12 protein-coding genes are annotated in these 16,525 nt (G+C 69.6%); 6 read left to right on the top strand and 6 right to left on the bottom strand.

The annotated features are described in order from the left end of the window. The first annotated feature begins 57 nt into the window (after nucleotides 1–57). Together ACQE3C_RS09550 and pheA are read left to right on the top strand one after the other, a co-directional pair. Nucleotides 58–894, top strand: coding sequence for a DUF2510 domain-containing protein (locus tag ACQE3C_RS09550; RefSeq protein ID WP_434538954.1), 837 nt, complete (start codon nucleotides 58–60; stop codon nucleotides 892–894). A gap of 9 nt (nucleotides 895–903) precedes the next feature. Beyond that, nucleotides 904–1,803, top strand: coding sequence for a prephenate dehydratase (gene pheA, locus ACQE3C_RS09545; RefSeq protein WP_434538953.1), 900 nt, complete (start codon nucleotides 904–906; stop codon nucleotides 1,801–1,803). Here the strand turns inward: pheA and ACQE3C_RS09540 are convergent. After that, nucleotides 1,767–3,374 carry a bifunctional phosphatase PAP2/diacylglycerol kinase family protein gene (locus tag ACQE3C_RS09540; protein WP_434538952.1) on the bottom strand — a complete coding sequence of 536 codons (1,608 nt, stop codon included), beginning with the start codon at nucleotides 3,372–3,374 and terminating at the stop codon, nucleotides 1,767–1,769. The two genes, pheA and ACQE3C_RS09540, sit on opposite strands and share 37 nt — an antisense overlap. A 39-nt stretch (nucleotides 3,375–3,413) precedes the next feature. Here ACQE3C_RS09540 and serS point away from each other — a divergent pair, with 39 nt between their 5' ends. Next, nucleotides 3,414–4,691 carry a serine--tRNA ligase gene (gene serS, locus ACQE3C_RS09535; RefSeq protein WP_434538951.1) on the top strand — a complete coding sequence of 426 codons (1,278 nt, stop codon included), beginning with the start codon at nucleotides 3,414–3,416 and terminating at the stop codon, nucleotides 4,689–4,691. On the opposite strand, the gene ACQE3C_RS09530 is transcribed toward serS, so the two are convergent. Continuing rightward, nucleotides 4,688–5,452 (bottom strand): HAD family hydrolase, encoded by a 765-nt coding sequence (locus ACQE3C_RS09530; protein WP_434539054.1) that lies wholly within the window; start codon nucleotides 5,450–5,452, stop codon nucleotides 4,688–4,690. The genes serS and ACQE3C_RS09530 overlap by 4 nt on opposite strands. 75 nt (nucleotides 5,453–5,527) lie before the next feature. Further along, nucleotides 5,528–6,112 carry a WhiB family transcriptional regulator gene (locus ACQE3C_RS09525; protein WP_434538950.1) on the bottom strand — a complete coding sequence of 195 codons (585 nt, stop codon included), beginning with the start codon at nucleotides 6,110–6,112 and terminating at the stop codon, nucleotides 5,528–5,530. 419 nt (nucleotides 6,113–6,531) lie between these two features. On the opposite strand from ACQE3C_RS09525, the gene ACQE3C_RS09520 reads away from it, so the two are divergent. Then, nucleotides 6,532–8,439 carry an ABC transporter transmembrane domain-containing protein gene (locus ACQE3C_RS09520; protein ID WP_434538949.1) on the top strand — a complete coding sequence of 636 codons (1,908 nt, stop codon included), beginning with the start codon at nucleotides 6,532–6,534 and terminating at the stop codon, nucleotides 8,437–8,439. Beyond that, nucleotides 8,436–10,361: an ABC transporter ATP-binding protein gene (locus ACQE3C_RS09515; RefSeq protein WP_434538948.1), complete on the top strand. Its 1,926-nt coding sequence runs from the start codon at nucleotides 8,436–8,438 to the stop codon at nucleotides 10,359–10,361. The genes ACQE3C_RS09520 and ACQE3C_RS09515 overlap by 4 nt, the downstream gene beginning before the upstream one ends. A 1-nt stretch (nucleotide 10,362) precedes the next feature. Here the strand turns inward: ACQE3C_RS09515 and ACQE3C_RS09510 are convergent, their stop codons facing one another. The 3 genes from ACQE3C_RS09510 to argG all read right to left on the bottom strand — a co-directional run bounded on the left by ACQE3C_RS09510 (nucleotide 10,363) and on the right by argG (nucleotide 15,209). Beyond that, on the bottom strand, nucleotides 10,363–12,912 hold the full coding sequence (locus ACQE3C_RS09510; RefSeq protein ID WP_434538947.1) for an ABC transporter permease: 2,550 nt from the start codon (nucleotides 12,910–12,912) through the stop codon (nucleotides 10,363–10,365). A gap of 3 nt (nucleotides 12,913–12,915) precedes the next feature. Next, a complete protein-coding gene (locus tag ACQE3C_RS09505) occupies nucleotides 12,916–13,695 on the bottom strand; it encodes an ABC transporter ATP-binding protein (RefSeq protein WP_434539053.1) in 780 nt (259 codons plus the stop codon). A gap of 101 nt (nucleotides 13,696–13,796) precedes the next feature. Further along, a complete protein-coding gene (argG, locus tag ACQE3C_RS09500) occupies nucleotides 13,797–15,209 on the bottom strand; it encodes an argininosuccinate synthase (protein ID WP_434538946.1) in 1,413 nt (470 codons plus the stop codon). A 98-nt stretch (nucleotides 15,210–15,307) separates the two neighbouring features. Between argG and ACQE3C_RS09495 the strand changes: the two genes are divergently transcribed. Continuing rightward, nucleotides 15,308–16,525, top strand: coding sequence for a sensor histidine kinase (locus tag ACQE3C_RS09495; RefSeq protein ID WP_434538945.1), 1,218 nt, complete (start codon nucleotides 15,308–15,310; stop codon nucleotides 16,523–16,525).

Raw genomic sequence — 16,525 nt, 5'->3', positions numbered from 1 at the left:
CGAACAGACCCCGCACCGATTACCCTGAGGAGCAGACTTCGACCCGGGGGAGGTGCGGTGGCCGACAAGCCGTACGGCTGGTACGACGACCCGTCGACCTCCGACAGGTTCCGTTGGTGGGACGGCGCCGGGTGGACGAGTTGGGTGAGCACCAGCCGCGACGCCCCCTCGCCGCCCGCCCCCGACCGGCGGGTGACCCCCGTGCCCACGCTCACCGACAAGGTGATCCGCTGGACCGGCTGGGCGCTGCTGGCCGGGGTGCTCATCTTCGCGCTGATCGCCGGCATCGGGGTCGCCCTGAACCGGCGCGACGCCCCCGACGCCCTGCCGACCCTGCCCAGCGAACCGGGCACGATCGTCCCGCTGCCGCGCAACCTGAGCCTCGAGAGCGGCGTCGTGGTGCTACCGGGCGTGGTGAGCGTGCCGATGCCCGACGGCGACTTCGACCGCGCCGAATCCGACCGGCAACGCGACGGCCTGTTCCAGCAGCGCTACTTCTCCTACCTGCCCGGCAGCGAGGTGCCGCACAACGCTCCCGGCGCGCAGGTGCACGTGGGGATCGCCGCCGGTGGGCTGATGCACCCCCAGTACGAGGGCAACAACGCCGGCCTCGCCGCCACCCAGATCGCCTACCAGGTCTTCGGCCCGACCCGGCCCCTGGTCGGCCAACCCGAGATCACCGAGGTCGAGATCGACGACCGTTCGGCGTGGCAGGCCAGCGTCCGCGTCACCTACCTGGACGGGCAGACCCAGCACGAGGCCGAGGTGACCGCCCTGGTCGTCCAGCTGGACGAGTGGACCTGGCTGGTCTGGGCCGGTGCCAGCACCGAGAAGATGACCGACCAGCAGCGTGCGGAGATGGCCGCGTCCCGCGAGGGCATCGCCTTCGCCTAGGCTTTGCCCGTGCTGTACGGATACTTCGGCCCCGCCGGAACCTTCACCCACCAGGCCCTGCTGACCCTCGGCGACCACGACAACCGGCCCTACGCCTCCGTGGTGGCCGCGCTCAACGCGGTCCGCGCCGGTGAGGTCGACGCGGCACTGGTGCCCATCGAGAACTCCGTCGAGGGCGGGGTCTCGGCCACCCTCGACAACCTCGGCTCCGAACCGGTGCTGCGGATCGTCCGCGAGGTGCTGCTGCCGATCCAGTTCGGGCTCTACGGACGGCCCGGCACCCGGTTGGAGGACGTGAAGCGCGTCCTGACCCACCCCCATGCCGCCGCGCAGGTGCGGCTGTGGATGGCGGCGAACCTGCCCGAGGCGACCGTCACCGAGGGCGGTTCAACCGCCGGTGCCGCCGAGAGCGTCAGCAAGCCTGACTCGACCCACGACGCGGCCGTCTGCGCCAAGGTCGCCGGCGACCTGTACGGGTTGACCGAACTTGCCGGTGGCATCGCCGACAACGACGCCGCCGTCACCCGCTTCGTCCTGGTCGCCCGCCCCGGCACCCCACCCGAACCCACCGGGCAGGACAAGACCACCCTGGTCGTCTACCCCTACCTCGACCGCCCCGGTGGACTGCTGCACATCCTGGAGCAGTTCGCCACCCGCGGGGTGAACCTGACCCGGCTGGAGTCGCGGCCGACCAAGACCACCCTGGGGCAGTACTGCTTCTCGATCGACGCCGAGGGCCACCTGGCCGAGGAACGCATCGCCGACGCGCTGCTCGGGCTCAAACGCACCTGCCGCGACGTGGTCTTCCTCGGCTCCTACCCCCGGGCGGACGAGACCGAGACCGCTGCCCAGCGCGGCAGCAGCGACCACGACTACCGCAAGGCACGGGCCTGGTTGGAGACCTTGTAGGGCCGGGTCATGATGGTGACCGCCCCGGGTACCACCTCGGCGACGAAGCTGCTGGCCATGCCCAGGGTGTCACCGTCGAACTGGTAGGGCATCGGCTCACCCACCTTGATCTCGACCTTCCTGCCCTGCATCTCGGTCACGCTGTGCGAGACCTGCTTGCGCAGCAGCTTCAGCCCCCACCGGACCCACTGGCCGAACCCCCGCGGTGAGGTGACGATCAGGTCGAGTTCACCGTCGAAGGGGGTGCCGTGGGGGAACATGGCCAGCCCGGCCTGCACCTCGGCGACATTGCCGACCAGCATCAGGGTGGCCGGGTTGTCGTTGACCAGTTTGCCGTCGAGGGTGACCGTGGCCTGCACCGGCGGGGTGTTGAGGTTCTGGGCGACGGCGACGAAGTAGGCCACCGACTTCACGACCCGTTTCAGTTCGGCATTGGTCTGCGCCATCACCTTGCCGTCAATGCCCAGGCCACCCATCACCGCGAAGTGTTCGGCGTGGCGCCGGTCCCCGTCGATGGTGACCTTGACCAGGTCGGTGGGGGTGGCGATGCCCTCGAAGGCGGTCTCCAGCGCCTCCGACTCGTCCAGCGGGATGCCGAGGTTGCGGGCGAGCAGGTTGGCGGTGCCGGCGGCGATGATACCCAGCGGGATCTCGGAATGGGCCAGTTCTGAGCAGACCACGCGTACCGTCCCGTCCCCACCCGCGACCAGGACCAGGTCGGGACGAAGGGCCTTCGCCTCCGTGGTCATCGCGTAGCCGGGGTCGTCCACGGTGGTGGTCAGGAACTGCGGTGCGTCCCAGCCGCGGGTGGCGCATTCATGTTCGACCCGGCGGCGGAAGGTGGCCTCGTCGCCGACCTTGACCGGGTTGTAGATGACCGCGCAGGCCCGACCCGGGCTCGCCGCGGCGGTGTCGCGGGCGCGGCGCAGGGTGAACCACACCGGTTCGCGCACCAGCCCCGAGATGGTGCCGGCGGCCGAGGTGGCGGCCACCCCCAGCAGGATGCCGCCGACCAGGTCACTGGCCCACGCCGCACCGACCAGCCAGCGGTTGACCGCCATCACCGCGACCAGCAGGACCATCCAGAACCGCAGGCTCCGCAGGGTGCGGAAGTGGGCGCGGGTCACCGTGGCCACCACCACAGCCATCAGCGCGACCGCGGTGATCACCGCCAAGTCCTGGCTGGGGTAGCCCGGCCCGCGCAGCGTGAACGAGGGGTCGTAGCGCAGCGGTGGGCGTGCCCGGGCGATGACCACCGACAGGGCCGCACTCAGGGACCAGGCCACGGCCGGCGCCAGGAACAGGGCGAAGGCCAGGTTCCGCAGTCGGCGGCGCAGGGCCCAGAAGAGCGCCAGGCAGCACAGCAGCATACCGACCACGGGCAGGGTCACCACCGCCACGGCCCGGTTGACCTCCAACCAGGCACCACCCAGCAGCGGTGGGCGGATCGCGCGGTCGAAGTCGTCCAGCAGGCTGTTGGAGTGCACCAGCCACGTCCACAGGGCGAAGGCGACGATGGAGCCGACCAGGCCACCCACGGCGAACTTCGACACCCGGCGCGAACGCTGCATCGAGTCCGTCTCCTCAGAATTGGTGGATACAGTGGCATCATGATCGATCCCGCCGTGCTGCGCAACGACCCCGACCGTGTCCGCGACTCCCAGCGACGTCGCGGTGAGTCGGTCGAACTGGTCGACCAGGTGGTCGCCGCTGACGCCGAGCGTCGCGCCACCATCGCGACCTTCGAGTCGCTGCGCGCCGAGCAGAAGAGCATCGGCAAGGACGTCGCCCGCGCCCAGGGCGAGGAGAAGGCCGCCCTGCTGGAGCGGACCAAGGCCCTCTCGGGGCAGGTGAAGCAGGCCCAGGCCCAGGTGGACGAGGCCGCGACCAGCTACGACGAGCTCTACAAGCAGCTCGGCAACCTCGTCCTCGACGTGGTGCCCACCGGCGGTGAGGACGATGGGGTCGTCCTCGAGACGATCGGGACCCCCCGTGACTTCGCCGCCGAGGGGTTCACCCCGCGCGACCACCTGGAGCTGGGCGAGATGCTCGGCGCCATCGACATGGCCCGCGGCGCAAAGGTCTCGGGGTCACGCTTCTACTACCTGACCGGCCAGGGTGCGCTGCTCGAGTTCGCGCTGAGCCAGTTCGCGTTGTCGAAGGCGCTGGAGTGGGGGTTCATCCCGATGATCCCGCCGTCGCTGGTCAAGCCCTCGGCCATGGAGGGGACCGGTTTCCTGGGCCAGGCCGCCCAGGACGTGTACCACCTGCCCGACGACGACCTGTACCTGGTCGGCACCGCCGAGGTGCCGCTGGCGGCCTACCACAGCGACGAGATCCTCGACGTCAGTGGGCTGCCGCTGCGCTACGCCGGGTTCTCACCGGCGTTCCGGCGTGAGGCCGGTTCCTACGGCAAGGACACCCGCGGCATCTTCCGGGTGCACTGGTTCGACAAGTGGGAGCTGTTCGTCTACTGCGACCCGGCCGAGGCCGAGTCCGAGCATGCGAAGCTGCTCGCCTGGGAGAAGGAGTTCATCACCGCGCTCGAGATCCCCTTCCAGGTGCTCGACGTGGCCTCGGGTGACCTCGGGCTGTCGGCGGCCCGCAAGTTCGACTGCTACGGCTGGCTGCCGACGCAGGAGCGCTACCGCGAGATCACCTCGACCTCGAACTGCACCGACTTCCAGGCTCGTCGCCTGGGCATCCGTGGCCGGTTCGAGGGCGGTACCCGCCCGGTGGCCACCCTGAACGGCACCCTGTGCGCGATGACCCGGATGATCATCATGCTGCTGGAGAACCACCAGCAGGCCGATGGTTCGGTGCGCATCCCCGAGGTGCTGCGCCCCTACCTCGGTGGCCGGGAGGCCCTGACCCCGGTCCAGGGCTAGAACCAGCGCCGCAGTTCCTGGCTCGTCCCGCCCTCGAAGAAGGTGCCGGTGACCGTGTCGGCGTGCACCTTCACGCCGTCGGCGGCCTGGCCCATGGCGACACCGCGACCGGCCCAGGCCAGCATCTCGATGTCGTTGTAGCCGTCGCCGATGGCCAGCACGTCTTCGGCTTTGATGCCCAGCGGTGCGCAGACCTTCTCGAGGCCCTGCGCCTTGTTGATGCCCTCGGGGGCGATGTCGAGCCAGTTCGACCAGCCCACGGCGTAGCTCACGCCGTGCATGCCCAGGTCGTCGGCCAGGGTGAGGAACTCCTCGGAGGCCACATCGGGGTCGCGGACGATGACGCGGCTCGCGGGCTCGGCGCACAGCTCGTCGATGGTCTCGATGGTCATCTGACCGGCCAGGTCACCGTTGGGGAACAGCTTGTTGAGTCGGAACCCCTTGCCGATCACCTCGACGGCGATCCGGGCATTGGGGGACAACGCATGCACGTGCCGGATGACCTTCTCGGGGTCGAAGGTGGCCACCTCGACCAGCTCGAACGGTGGGTAGGTCACCAGCACGGCGCCGTTGGAACAGACCGACGGGCCGGGCGGCAGGCCCAGGGCCTCGAAGACCGGCTCGGTGGCGTACCAGCCGCGGCCGGTCGAGAGCACCACCGGGACGCCCGCATCCAGCACCCTCGAGACCGACTCCTTGATGTGGTCGGGCATCACGCCCGCCTCATCCAGCAGGGTTCCGTCGATGTCGAGGGCAACCAGTTGTGGGCGCCAGTCGGTAGCAGTCATGATTCCTAGCTTGCCACTGCCGGTTGAACAGCAGGTGACGCCGGCTTGTCAGGCAGCGCGCACCGTGCGGCTCGAGCGGCTCGGACGAGGGGCGGTGACGGTGCGGTAGGCGGTCATCACCTGCTCCACGCTCGGGGGAACCTCGGTGGTGGTCGCCGGGCCGGCCTCGCTGTCCTGGTTGCGGGCCTTGCGCAGGTGGCGCTTGACCGTCGACAGCGAGCAGCCCAGGCGCTGGGCGATGGACTCCAGCGACTCGTAGGGGTTGGCATTGCGCAGTCGGACGACCTCGTTGTGGTCAACCTGGCGGTTGGGGGCCGAGACACCGGCGTGGGTGTCCAGGTCCTCCGGCTTCGGGCTGACCCCGAGCAGGTTGCGCATCTCGGCGCGCTGGCGCGGGGTGGTGCCGGCCACCAGCCCGGCCACGTCGTGCTCGACGACGGCGGTGTAGAGGCAGCGGGTCATCAGGGGGCAGTCGAGGCAGATGTTCTCGGCCTTGCGCTGCATCATCATCAACTGGCGGCGCTCATCGACATTCTTCGGGGCGACCTGGTCCTCGAGCATCGGATCCTGGAACAGGTCAGCGTATTCGACGCAGGCAGGAATCGTCAGATCAGTATTGATGGTGGTGCTCATGTGCGTATTTCCGTCCTTCTTGCCTCAGGCGGTCCCTCAGGTGTTCTCGGGAGGTCTGACGTAAGGGCCACCCCTACGGGTTCCACCTGATTTCGACCCTCTACAAGGCTCCCACGGCCGTGTTTGCGGCGGGATCCCGCTGGCGGGGGGCTACTACTTGTCTTGCTTGGGCACCCACCGTGCACCGGTTTGAGTACGTCCCCAGAAGTGTTTGAGTACCCCTACCTAGACGCGATTCGCATTCGGTTGAATCCTCAAGTAGTCGTCGGCAAAGCATTGACGAAAGTTAGTATTCGAAAGCCCCCAGATGAACAATGGGTAACACGTGACAGGGTCAGCGACTACTACTGCGAGTAGCGCTGGGCGCCCCGATAACCGTTAGCGCCGCTAACTACCCATCCCGTAGGCTGGCGGACGCCATGCAGACGTTCCCGCCCAGAGTCCACGCCTACGGGCTGCCAGCCACCCACGAGGGCCCGCTGCCGGTGGACCTGCCCAGCACGCCCGAAACCCCCGACACCCGCTCCCCGGCCCGGTTCATGCTGTGGCTGATGTGGCAGTCCCGCGGACTGGTCGCGATCACCACCCTGCTGGCGATCTGCTGGTACGTCCCCAACGGCCTGACCCCCTGGTTCCTGGGCCGCACCATCGACTCCGGCGTGGCCTCGGGCAACCTGTGGACGACCGTGGGCTGGGCCGCGGTGCTGGCGGTGAACATCGCCTTCGCGTCCATCTCGGGCACCCTGATGCACACCACCGGGGTGTCCCAGTGGCTGGCCGTGTTCAACCGCTCGATGATGCTGACCAACCGCAAGGCGATGGAACTGGGCCACCACCTGCCCCGGCGCGCCCCCACCGGTGAGGTGCTGTCGGTGGCCATGAGTGATTCCGACATCTTCGGTGCGGTCACCGAGGTGACCAACCGGGCGGTGGCCTCGGTGCTGGCGATCCTGGTGGTGGCCGTGGTCGTCCTGCAGGAATCGACCCGGCTGGGCCTGATCGTGTTGATCGCCACCCCGCTGATGGTGATCGCCTCGGGGCCGCTGCTGGGGCCGCTGAGCCGGGCCCGCACGCAGATGCGGTCGCGCTCGTCCACCCTGACCGGCATGGCCACCGACATCGTGGCCGGGCTGCGCATCCTGCGCGGCATCGGTGGGGAACGGACCTTCGGCGACAACTACGCCCGGCAGTCGCAGCTGGTGCGCCAGTCCGGTGACCGGGCCGCCCCGTGGCAGGCCGGGGTCGACGCCATGGCCACCCTGATGAGTGGTGGGCTGATGGTGGTCATCGTGTGGCTCGGTGCCCGCGATGTGATCTCGGGCGCCCTGACGCCGGGCCAGCTGGTCAGCTTCTTCGGCTATGCCGTCTTCCTGGTCGGCCCGGTCAACACCTTGTTCCAGTTCATCAACCGGTGGACCCAGGGCTTGGTCTCGGCCGAGAAGGCGCTGGGCCTGTTGCGCCAGGAAGTGCCCTGGACCGAGCCCAGCGACCCGGTCGACCTGCCCCTGGGTGAGGTCATCATCGACCAGGCCTCGGGCGTGGTCGCCCGGCCCGGCGAACTGACCATCCTCGTCTCGGCCGTCCCCGAGGACTCGGCGGCCGTCTGCGACCGCATCGGGCGCTACCTGGCCGATGACGACGAGGTCGCCCTGGCCGTCGACACCGACCTCAACCGCCGCGAGGCCAAGGCGGAACGCCGGCGGCTGCGCGAAGAGCGCGCCCGCCAGGCCCAGCGCGACCGGGAACGGGCAGTCGGACGATGGGGGGTCAGCGTCGGCGGGGTCGACCTGTCCCAGGTGCCGATCGAGCAGGTCCGCCAGCACATCGTCGTCTCCGACGCGCAGGCCGGCGTCTTCGCCGGCACCCTGCAGAACGTGGTCGACCCGCACGGGCAGGCCACCCGTGAACAGGCCGAGCAGGCGCTGCTGGTCGCCAACGCCGAAGACGTCTACGAAGCCGTCCCCGGTGGCTGGGCCGGCCGCGTCGACGAACGCGGACGAGGCCTGTCCGGTGGGCAGCGGCAACGCCTCGTGCTGGCGCGCGGCCTGCTGCTGGACCCCGACGTGCTGGTGCTGGTGGAACCCACCTCGGCCGTGGACGCCCACACCGAGGCCCGCATTGCGCAGCGCGTCCCGGCGCACCGGCGTGGGCGCACCACCATCGTGACCACCGTGTCACCGCTGTGGCTGCACCAGGCCGACCGGGTCGTGCTGATGAAGGACGGCGTGTGCGTGGCCACCGGGCGCCATGACCAGCTCATGCGCAACCCCGACTACCGCGGCATCGTCGCGCGGGGGGTCGATCTGGACGAGGAGGTGCTGGCATGAGCGTGCTCGAGGGGTCCCGCGAGACCTGGACCGACCAGCCGATGCGTCGCAGCGACCTGCCCGACGAATTGTTCCCCACCCACCGCGGTGGGCCGCTGCGCCGGTTGGCCGACCTGCGCACCCGCTACGTGCTGCGCCAGCAGCGGGCCACGGAGTTCTTCCGGAACTCCCGCGCTCCTGAACGTGGCCTGCCCGTGGCCGACAACTCGGCCGTGTTCGGCTTCGTGAAAACCCTGTTCGCCCGGCGCCCGGGAATGCTGGCCGCGCTGCTCGGTTCGAACGTGGGTGCCGCCATCTGCGGGGTGCTGCTGCCGGCCCTGCTCGGGGTGGTCATCGACCGGGCCCGCGCCGGTGACCTCAGCCTGGGTGGTGACCTGACCCGACTGGTCGTCCTCGGTGTCCTCATCGTGCTGGGGCAGACCCTGCTCGGGTTCACCGCCCGCTACGTCACCGCTGTCTACGGCAACGACCTGCTCGCCAGCGCGCGCGAAAGTGTCGTCCGCTCGGTGTTGCGCCTGCCGCTGTCACGGGTGGAATCGGCGAGCACCGGCGACCTGGTCACCCGGGTCACCCGCGACGTCTCGGTGATGGCCGAGTCGGTGCAGTTCGCGCTGCCGCACTTCCTGATCAGTACCTCGACCGTGACGATCACCCTGACCGCCCTGGTCATCACCGCACCGCTGCTGGCGCTGCCGAACCTGGTCGCGCTGGTGCTGTTCGGCCTGGTCGCGTCCTGGTACCTGAAGCGTTCACTGGCCGGCTACATCACCGAGGGCGGCTCCTACTCGGCGATGAACACCCCGCTGACCGAGTCGGTCGAGTCGGCCCGCACCGTCGAGTCGCTGAACCTGCAGCGCCGCCGGGTGCGGGTGACCGACGGGGATGCCGAGGTCTCCGGGCAGGCCGAGCGGTACACGATGACGTTGCGCAACCTGCTCTACACCGGCACCGACACCGCGCTGAAGGCGCCGCTGGTGCTGGTGGTGGTGCTCGGGGCGGTCGGTTACAGCAACGGCTGGGTGAGCCTCGGCCAGGTCGCCACCGCCGCGCTGTACTGCCAGCAGCTGGTCGGGCCCATGGACGTGCTGCTGCAGTGCGTCGACCGGCTGCAGTCGGGCATTGCCTCGACTGCGCGACTGCTGGGCATCAACAGTGTGGAACCCGACCGGGTCGCCGTGGACGAGCGCCCCGCCGATGCGCACCTGGTCGGCCACGACCTGCGCTTCGCCTACCGCGAGGGCCACGACGTGCTGCACGGAGTCGACCTCGACCTGGCGGTGGGGGAGCGGCTGGCGATCGTGGGCCCGTCCGGTTCGGGCAAGTCGACCCTGGGTCGGCTGCTGGCCGGCATCAACCGTCCCCGCACCGGTGAGGTGCTGGTCGGTGGGGTGAACGTGATGGGGTTGCCGATGGACGAACTGCGCACCCAGGTGGCGCTGGTCACCCAGGAGCACCACGTGTTCGTCGGCAGCATCCGCGACAACATCATCCTGGCGCGGGAGGACACCGCCACCGACGAGCAGGTGCGCAGGGCACTGAAGGCCGTCGATGCCCATGACTGGGTCGATCGGCTGCCGCAGGGCATCCACACGCTGGTCGGGTCGGGCAATGTGAAGCTCTCCCCGGCCCAGGCCCAGCAGGTGGCGCTGGCCCGGCTGGTGCTCGCCGACCCGCACACCCTGGTGCTTGACGAGGCCACCAGCCTGATCGACCCGCGCACCGCCCGGCACCTCGAGGGTTCGATGTCGGCGCTGCTGACCGGACGAACCGTGGTCGCGATCGCCCACAGACTGCACACCGCCCATGATGCCGACCGGATCGCGGTCGTCATCGATGGGCGGGTGGCAGAGCTGGGCAGTCACGACGAGTTGATGGCTGCTGACGGCGAGTACGCCGCGTTGTGGCGGGCCTGGACCAGCTGACCTACTCGGCGGCGATCGCCGCGAGCACGTCGGTGCGGGCGGCCCGCTGGGCCGGCCAGACCGCGGCCAGCACCCCGACCACGACGGCGGCGACCACGAACAGCGCCAGCTGGTCCCACGGGATGCTGAGCAGGTGGACGTCCTGTTCGGCGCCGATGATGCGTTGCAGCACGACCCCGAAGGCGGTGCCCAGGCCGACCCCGACGACCGCCCCGAGCAGGGCGATCACCACCGACTCGAGGGTGATCATCCGACGCACCTGCGAGCGGGTGAGGGCGATGGCCCGCAGCAGCCCGATCTCACGGGTGCGTTCGATGATGCTCAGGCCCAGCGTGTTGACGATGCCCAGCACGGCGATCACGATGCTGAGCGCCAGCAGGCCGTAGAGCAGGCCCATCACCTGGGCCAGGTTGCCCAGCAGCTGCTCGGTGTACTCATGGGTGTCCATCACGCTGACCAGCGGCATGTCCGCCACGGCGGCGTCCAGGTGGGTGCGGGCGGCGGTGGGGTCGACCCCCGGCTTGAGGTCGATGGTCAGGAACACGTCGCTGGCGCCCAGCCCCATCGACTGCAGGCCCTCGGTGGTGACCCACTTGTCGAAGATGTTGGTGCCCTCCCCGTTGGAGTAGATGCCGACCACGGTGTAGGTGACCGTGCGTTGCGCCTCGGGGGAGAACCAGGTCTTCGTGGTGCCGATGTCCCAGCCCTCGTCGGTGACGACCGATTCCTCGATGAGCATCTCGTGGGGGCCGGCGATGTTGCGACCCTTGACCATGCTCATGGTCATCAGCTTGTCGAAGGATTCCGGGTCCATGCCGCCGACGCCGAGGTACTCCTCGCCGTCCATGAACAGCCCCATCTTCATCCGGTGGACGGCCTCGACGTCGTCGACGGCGGCCACCTTGTCACCGACCACGGCGGGGAACTCGGTGAACCCCTGCTGGCCGACCAGGTAGTCACCGCGCACGGTGTTCTCGACTTGGTCGGTCACCGAGACGGTGGCCGACTGGCCGAAGATGGCGATCGTCGAGACCAGGGTCAGGCCCACCATCAGGGCTGAGGCGGTGGCGGCGGTGCGGCGCGGCTGGCGGATCGAGTTGAGCTCGGCCAGCTTGCCGACCTCACCGAACAGGGCGCGGTAGAGCCGCCCGACCAGCCAGACGACCGGTCGTCCGAGCAGCGGGGAGGCGATCGCGACACCGATCATCGCGGCCGCCATCCCGGCGCCGGCCCAGGCCATCGGCACCGGGATGTCGGTGAACAGGCCGAGCAGGATGCCGACCGCCCCGAGGACGGCCAGGACGACCCCGACCACGGCGCGTGCGCCCAGGCCCTTCTCCTGCTCGGTCTGGGCACTGGTCATGGCTTCGATCGGAGCGATCCGGGTGGCCCGGCGGGCAGGGCCCAGGCTGGCGACCAGGGTGACCACCAGGCCGGTGCCCAAGGAGGCGATGATGGCGGTCGGGCCAAGCGTCACTGAGACTCGTCCGATGTCCCAGACCGAGCTCATGCCGGCCTTCAGCAGGTAGGCGAGCCCCACCCCGGTGAACAGGCCGATGACCGACCCGACCACACCCAGGACGAGTGCCTCGACCAGCACCGTGGACATGATCTGGCCGCGGCTGGCGCCCATCGAGCGGAACAGGGCGAGTTCCTTGGAGCGCTGGGCGACCAGGATGGTGAAGGTGTTGACGATCAGGAAGGTCGCCACCAGCAGCGCGATGCCGGCGAAGACCAGCAGGAAGGTGTCGAGGAAGCCCATGGACGAGGCCACGATGCCCTGCTGTTCGTCGGCCAGCACCTGCCCGTCCTGGGCGAGGTAGCCCTCGGGCAGGAGTTGCTGGATGCGTTCGGCCACGGCTGCGCGGTCGGCGTCGGCGTGGGTGGTGACCCAGATGCTGGTGAAGCTGTCGGCGCCGTCGAGGAACAGGGCCTGGGCCCGGGCGGTGGTGAAGAACAGGTAGGTCGCCCCGGCGGTGGAACCGTCGCCGAAGGAACCGGTGCCCACGACGGTGACCTCGATCGTCCCGTCGGTGGGGGTGATCACCTTGACGCGGTCGCCGATGCTGTAGCCGGACTTGCGCAGGGTGTCGGGGTCCATCACGATCTGGTCGTCGGCCTCGGGGGCATGGCCCTCGATCAGGCGGGGGCCGGTGGCCCCGGCCAGGGCCGGCTGGGTGTGCCAGTTGAACCCGAGTTGCGGGGGGCCGACGCTGACGATGGCCTTGCCGTGCTGGTCGATGACGACCACCCCGGCGGCAGTGATCACGCCGGCGGCGTCACTGACCCCGTCGACCCCGCGCACCTGGTCGACCAGGGCCTGGTTGATCTTGCTGGTGCCGGCGGTGCCGTCCTCGGTCGAGGCCGTCGAGTCCTTGCTGACGTCGACATCGGGGACGGTGGAGTTGATGATGCCGCTGAACGAGCCGCGGATCATATCGGAGAAGACGAACGAGCCGGACACGAAGGCCACCCCGAGGATGATGGCCACCACCGACATGCTCAGCCGCAGCTTGCGGCTCCACAGCGAGGTGAAGGTTGCCTTCCACATGGCTCAGGCACCCACCAGGACTTCGAGCCCGGCGCGGCCACGGGTGCTGCGGGAACGGCGCGGGTCGAGCCGGGCCATGGTCTCCAGCACCACCTCGTGGGTGGGTTCGGTGACGTCGTCGACGATCTGGCCGTCAGCCAGGAACAGGGCGCGGTCGGCGTAGGAGGCCGAGTAGGGGTCGTGGGTGACCATGACCACGGTGCGACCCAGATCGTCCACCGAACGACGCAGGAACTCGAGGATCTCGGTGGCGCTGACCGAGTCGAGGTTGCCGGTCGGTTCGTCGGCGAAGATCACGTCGGGACGACCGGCCAGGGCGCGGGCGCAGGCCACGCGCTGCTGCTGGCCACCGGACAACTCGGAAGGCTTGTGGGTCAGCCGGTCGGCCAGGGCGACCGCCTCGATCACCTCGGCGTACCAGTCGGGGTCAGGCTTGCGCCCGGCAATCGACAGCGGCAGCAGGATGTTCTCCTCGGCGCTCAGCGTGGGCACCAGGTTGAACTGCTGGAAGATGAACCCGATCCGCTCGCGGCGCAGCTTGGTGAGCTGGCGGTCCTTCAGGGTGGCGACGTCGGTGGAGCCGAGCAGCGCCCGGCCCGAGGTCGGCCGGTCGAGGCCGGCCATGCAGTGCATCAGGGTGGACTTGCCGGAGCCCGAGGGGCCCATGACGGCGGTCAACTGCCCGGTCAGGATCTCGACCGAGACCCCGTCCAGGGCGACGACCCGGGCATCGCCCGACCCGTAGGTCTTGGTGAGGTTTTCAACGGCGGCGGCGGGGGACAAGGAGTGGGGAGTGCTCGCGGTGGTGTTCACACCACTGATCCTTGTCCCCGCCCCCGCCGGTGTCTGTCGGGTGCGACCCCGAGTGACCCCCGAGCGACCCCTCAGTCGGTGCCGAACTCCATGGCCGCGCGGTCCAAGGCGTCCTCGTCCTCGGGGCCCATGCCGATGCTGGGGATCGCCGCGGCCCGGCCCTGGTCGAGCTCGCCGACCAGGGTGGCGTGGGTGCCGCCGAGCTGGCCCTGGGTGGCGTAGATCTCGAGCTTCTCGCGGGTGTCGGCGATGTCGAGGTTGCGCATGGTGAGCTGGCCGATGCGGTCGGTCGGGCCGAAGGCGGCGTCGTTGACCCGCTCCATCGACAACCGGTCGGGGTGGTAGCTCAGGTAGGGGCCCTCGGTGTTGAGGATGGTGTAGTCGTCGCCGCGCCGCAGCCGCAGCGTCACCGTGCCGGTGACCGCGCTGGCCACCCAGCGGGTGATCGACTCACGCAGCATCAGCGACTGCGGGTCGAGCCAACGGCCCTCGTACAGCAGCCGGCCCAGCCGCAGGCCCTGGGAGTGGTAGTTGGCCAGCGTGTCCTCATTGTGGATGGCGTTCAGCAGCCGCTCGTAGGCGATGAACAGCAACGCCATGCCGGGGGCCTCGTAGATGCCGCGGCTCTTGGCCTCGATGATGCGGTTCTCGATCTGGTCGGTCATGCCCAGCCCGTGGCGCCCACCGATCTCGTTGGCGGTCATCACCAGGTCGACCGGCGACAGCTCGCGTCCGTTGATGGCGGTCGGGCGGCCCTGGGTGAAGGTGATGGTGACGTCCTCGGTGTCGATGACCACGCTCGGGTCCCAGAACTTGACGCCCATGATCGGCTCGACGGTCTCGAGCGAGACGTCGAGGTGCTCCAGGGTCTTGGCCTCGTGGGTCGCCCCCCAGATGTTCGCGTCGGTCGAGTAGGCCTTCTCCTGCGAGTCGCGGTAGGGCAGGTCACGTTCGGTGAGCCACTGGCTCATCTCGTGGCGACCACCCAGCTCGCTGACGAAGGCTTCGTCCAGCCACGGCTTGTAGATGCGCAGGCTGGGGTTGGCGAGCAGGCCGTAGCGGTAGAACCGCTCGATGTCATTGCCCTTGTAGGTCGAACCGTCGCCCCACACGTTCACGTCGTCCTCGGCCATCGCGCGCACCAGCATGGTGCCGGTGACCGCACGCCCCAGCGGGGTGGTGTTGAAGTACGGACGACCACCCGAGCGGATGTGGAAGGCCCCACAGGCCAGCGCCGAGAAGCCCTCCTCGACCAGCGATTCACGGCAGTCGACCAGGCGGGACAGTTCAGCGCCGTACTGCATGGCGCGCCCGGGCACTGAGTCGATGTCGGGCTCGTCGTACTGGCCGAGCTGACCGGTGTAGGTGCAGGGGATCGCACCCTTCTCACGCATCCAGGCGACCGCCACCGAGGTGTCGAGGCCACCGGAGAAAGCGATGCCGACGCGTTCGCCGGCCGGAATTGAAGTCAGGACTTTGGACACTCCGTGAGCGTACCGCAGCAGGTGAGAGGTCTCTCACGAAGTCCTCACCTGCGGCCCATCACCCCCACCTAGGTTCGACGGTGGGAAGGGGGACCGACATGACACGGCAGGACCTCTCACGCATCGGGGCGGCCGCGCTGGCCCTGGTGCTGTTGGTCGTTGGGCTCGGGCTCGTGCTGCGGGCCGACCTGAACGCCTCGGCACGACGGGCACTGGACGAGCAGGCGACAGCGCTGAACGCGTTGGCCTCCGACGCCGTCGACCCACGGACCGGGGCACCGTTCGCGGATGCGGCCGGTTTCATCGAGGTGTTCATCGCTTCCCACACCAGTGGCCGTGGGCAACTGGTGGTCGGTGGGGCCGCCGGTGAGCTCGGGCAGGCGCTGGGCTCCGGGGCGCTCGCCTGGCAGGAACTGCCCCCGGCGGCTCGCGAACAGGTCACCGCTCCCGGGTCGTCGGGCAGGGAGCGCTTCGCCGGGGTCGGCACGCTGAGCTGGGCCACCCACCCCGTGCAGGTGGGGGCGAGCACCGACCAGGTCACCCTGGTGCACTTCCACCGCACCGACCAGGACGACCTGCGCCGCCACCTGCTGCTGGTCACCGCGCTGGCCGTCGTGGCACTGGCGGTGACCGCGCTGCTGAGCCGAGCCCTCGCCGCCCGCTCCAGCCCACGACCGGGTGCCGCCGAGCAGGAGGCCCTGGCCGCGCTGGCCGCCGAACAGGAGTACTCGGCCGACATCATCCACATCGTGCGCACCGGGTTGGCGCTGGGTGAGGTGGAGCGGCTGGAACGGGCCGTCTCGGCGATGGTGGTGCTCAACCGGGCCCGCCAGCCCGACTTCGTCAGGCCGCGACCGGTAGCGGCTGACGACCTGGTGCGCGACGCCGTCGTCCGCTGGACCGAGGCACTCGGCCCGCACAGCCCCCAGCGGGTGGTGCTGCACGACGTGGCCGCGGCCACCATCCCCGTGGACGTCGCCCGCATCGACCGGGCACTGGACGAGGTCGTCTGCAATGCGGTCGAGGCCTGCCGTGACGGTGGACTGGTCGAGGTGGCGAGCGTGGTCGCCGGGCCGGACCTGGTCATCGAGGTCACCGACAACGGGGTCGGCATTCCCGACGGTGAGCACCACCAGGTCTTCGACAGGTTCGTCCGGGCCGGCAATGCCCGGCCCGACACCCTCGACCCGGCCGCTGGCAGCGGGCTGGGGCTGTGCGTGGCCCGCACGATCATCGAGGCCCACGGGGGCAGCATCGAACTGGCCCCGCGACGCTTCGGGGGCACCCAGGTGCTCGTCCGGCTGCCCCTGGGCTGA

The organism is Aestuariimicrobium sp. Y1814, from assembly GCF_050113895.1.
GTDB lineage: Bacteria > Actinomycetota > Actinomycetes > Propionibacteriales > Propionibacteriaceae > Aestuariimicrobium.
This window is presented reverse-complemented; position numbering and strand designations above follow the sequence as displayed.

Coding starts and splice junctions, on each gene's coding strand:
- ACQE3C_RS09540 (WP_434538952.1), bottom strand. CDS start 3,374: ATGCAGCGTTCGCGCCGGGTGTCGAAGTTCGCCGTGGGTGGCCTGGTC.
- serS (WP_434538951.1), top strand. CDS start 3,414: ATGATCGATCCCGCCGTGCTGCGCAACGACCCCGACCGTGTCCGCGAC.
- ACQE3C_RS09525 (WP_434538950.1), bottom strand. CDS start 6,112: ATGAGCACCACCATCAATACTGATCTGACGATTCCTGCCTGCGTCGAA.
- ACQE3C_RS09520 (WP_434538949.1), top strand. CDS start 6,532: ATGCAGACGTTCCCGCCCAGAGTCCACGCCTACGGGCTGCCAGCCACC.
- ACQE3C_RS09515 (WP_434538948.1), top strand. CDS start 8,436: ATGAGCGTGCTCGAGGGGTCCCGCGAGACCTGGACCGACCAGCCGATG.
- ACQE3C_RS09510 (WP_434538947.1), bottom strand. CDS start 12,912: ATGTGGAAGGCAACCTTCACCTCGCTGTGGAGCCGCAAGCTGCGGCTG.
- ACQE3C_RS09495 (WP_434538945.1), top strand. CDS start 15,308: ATGACACGGCAGGACCTCTCACGCATCGGGGCGGCCGCGCTGGCCCTG.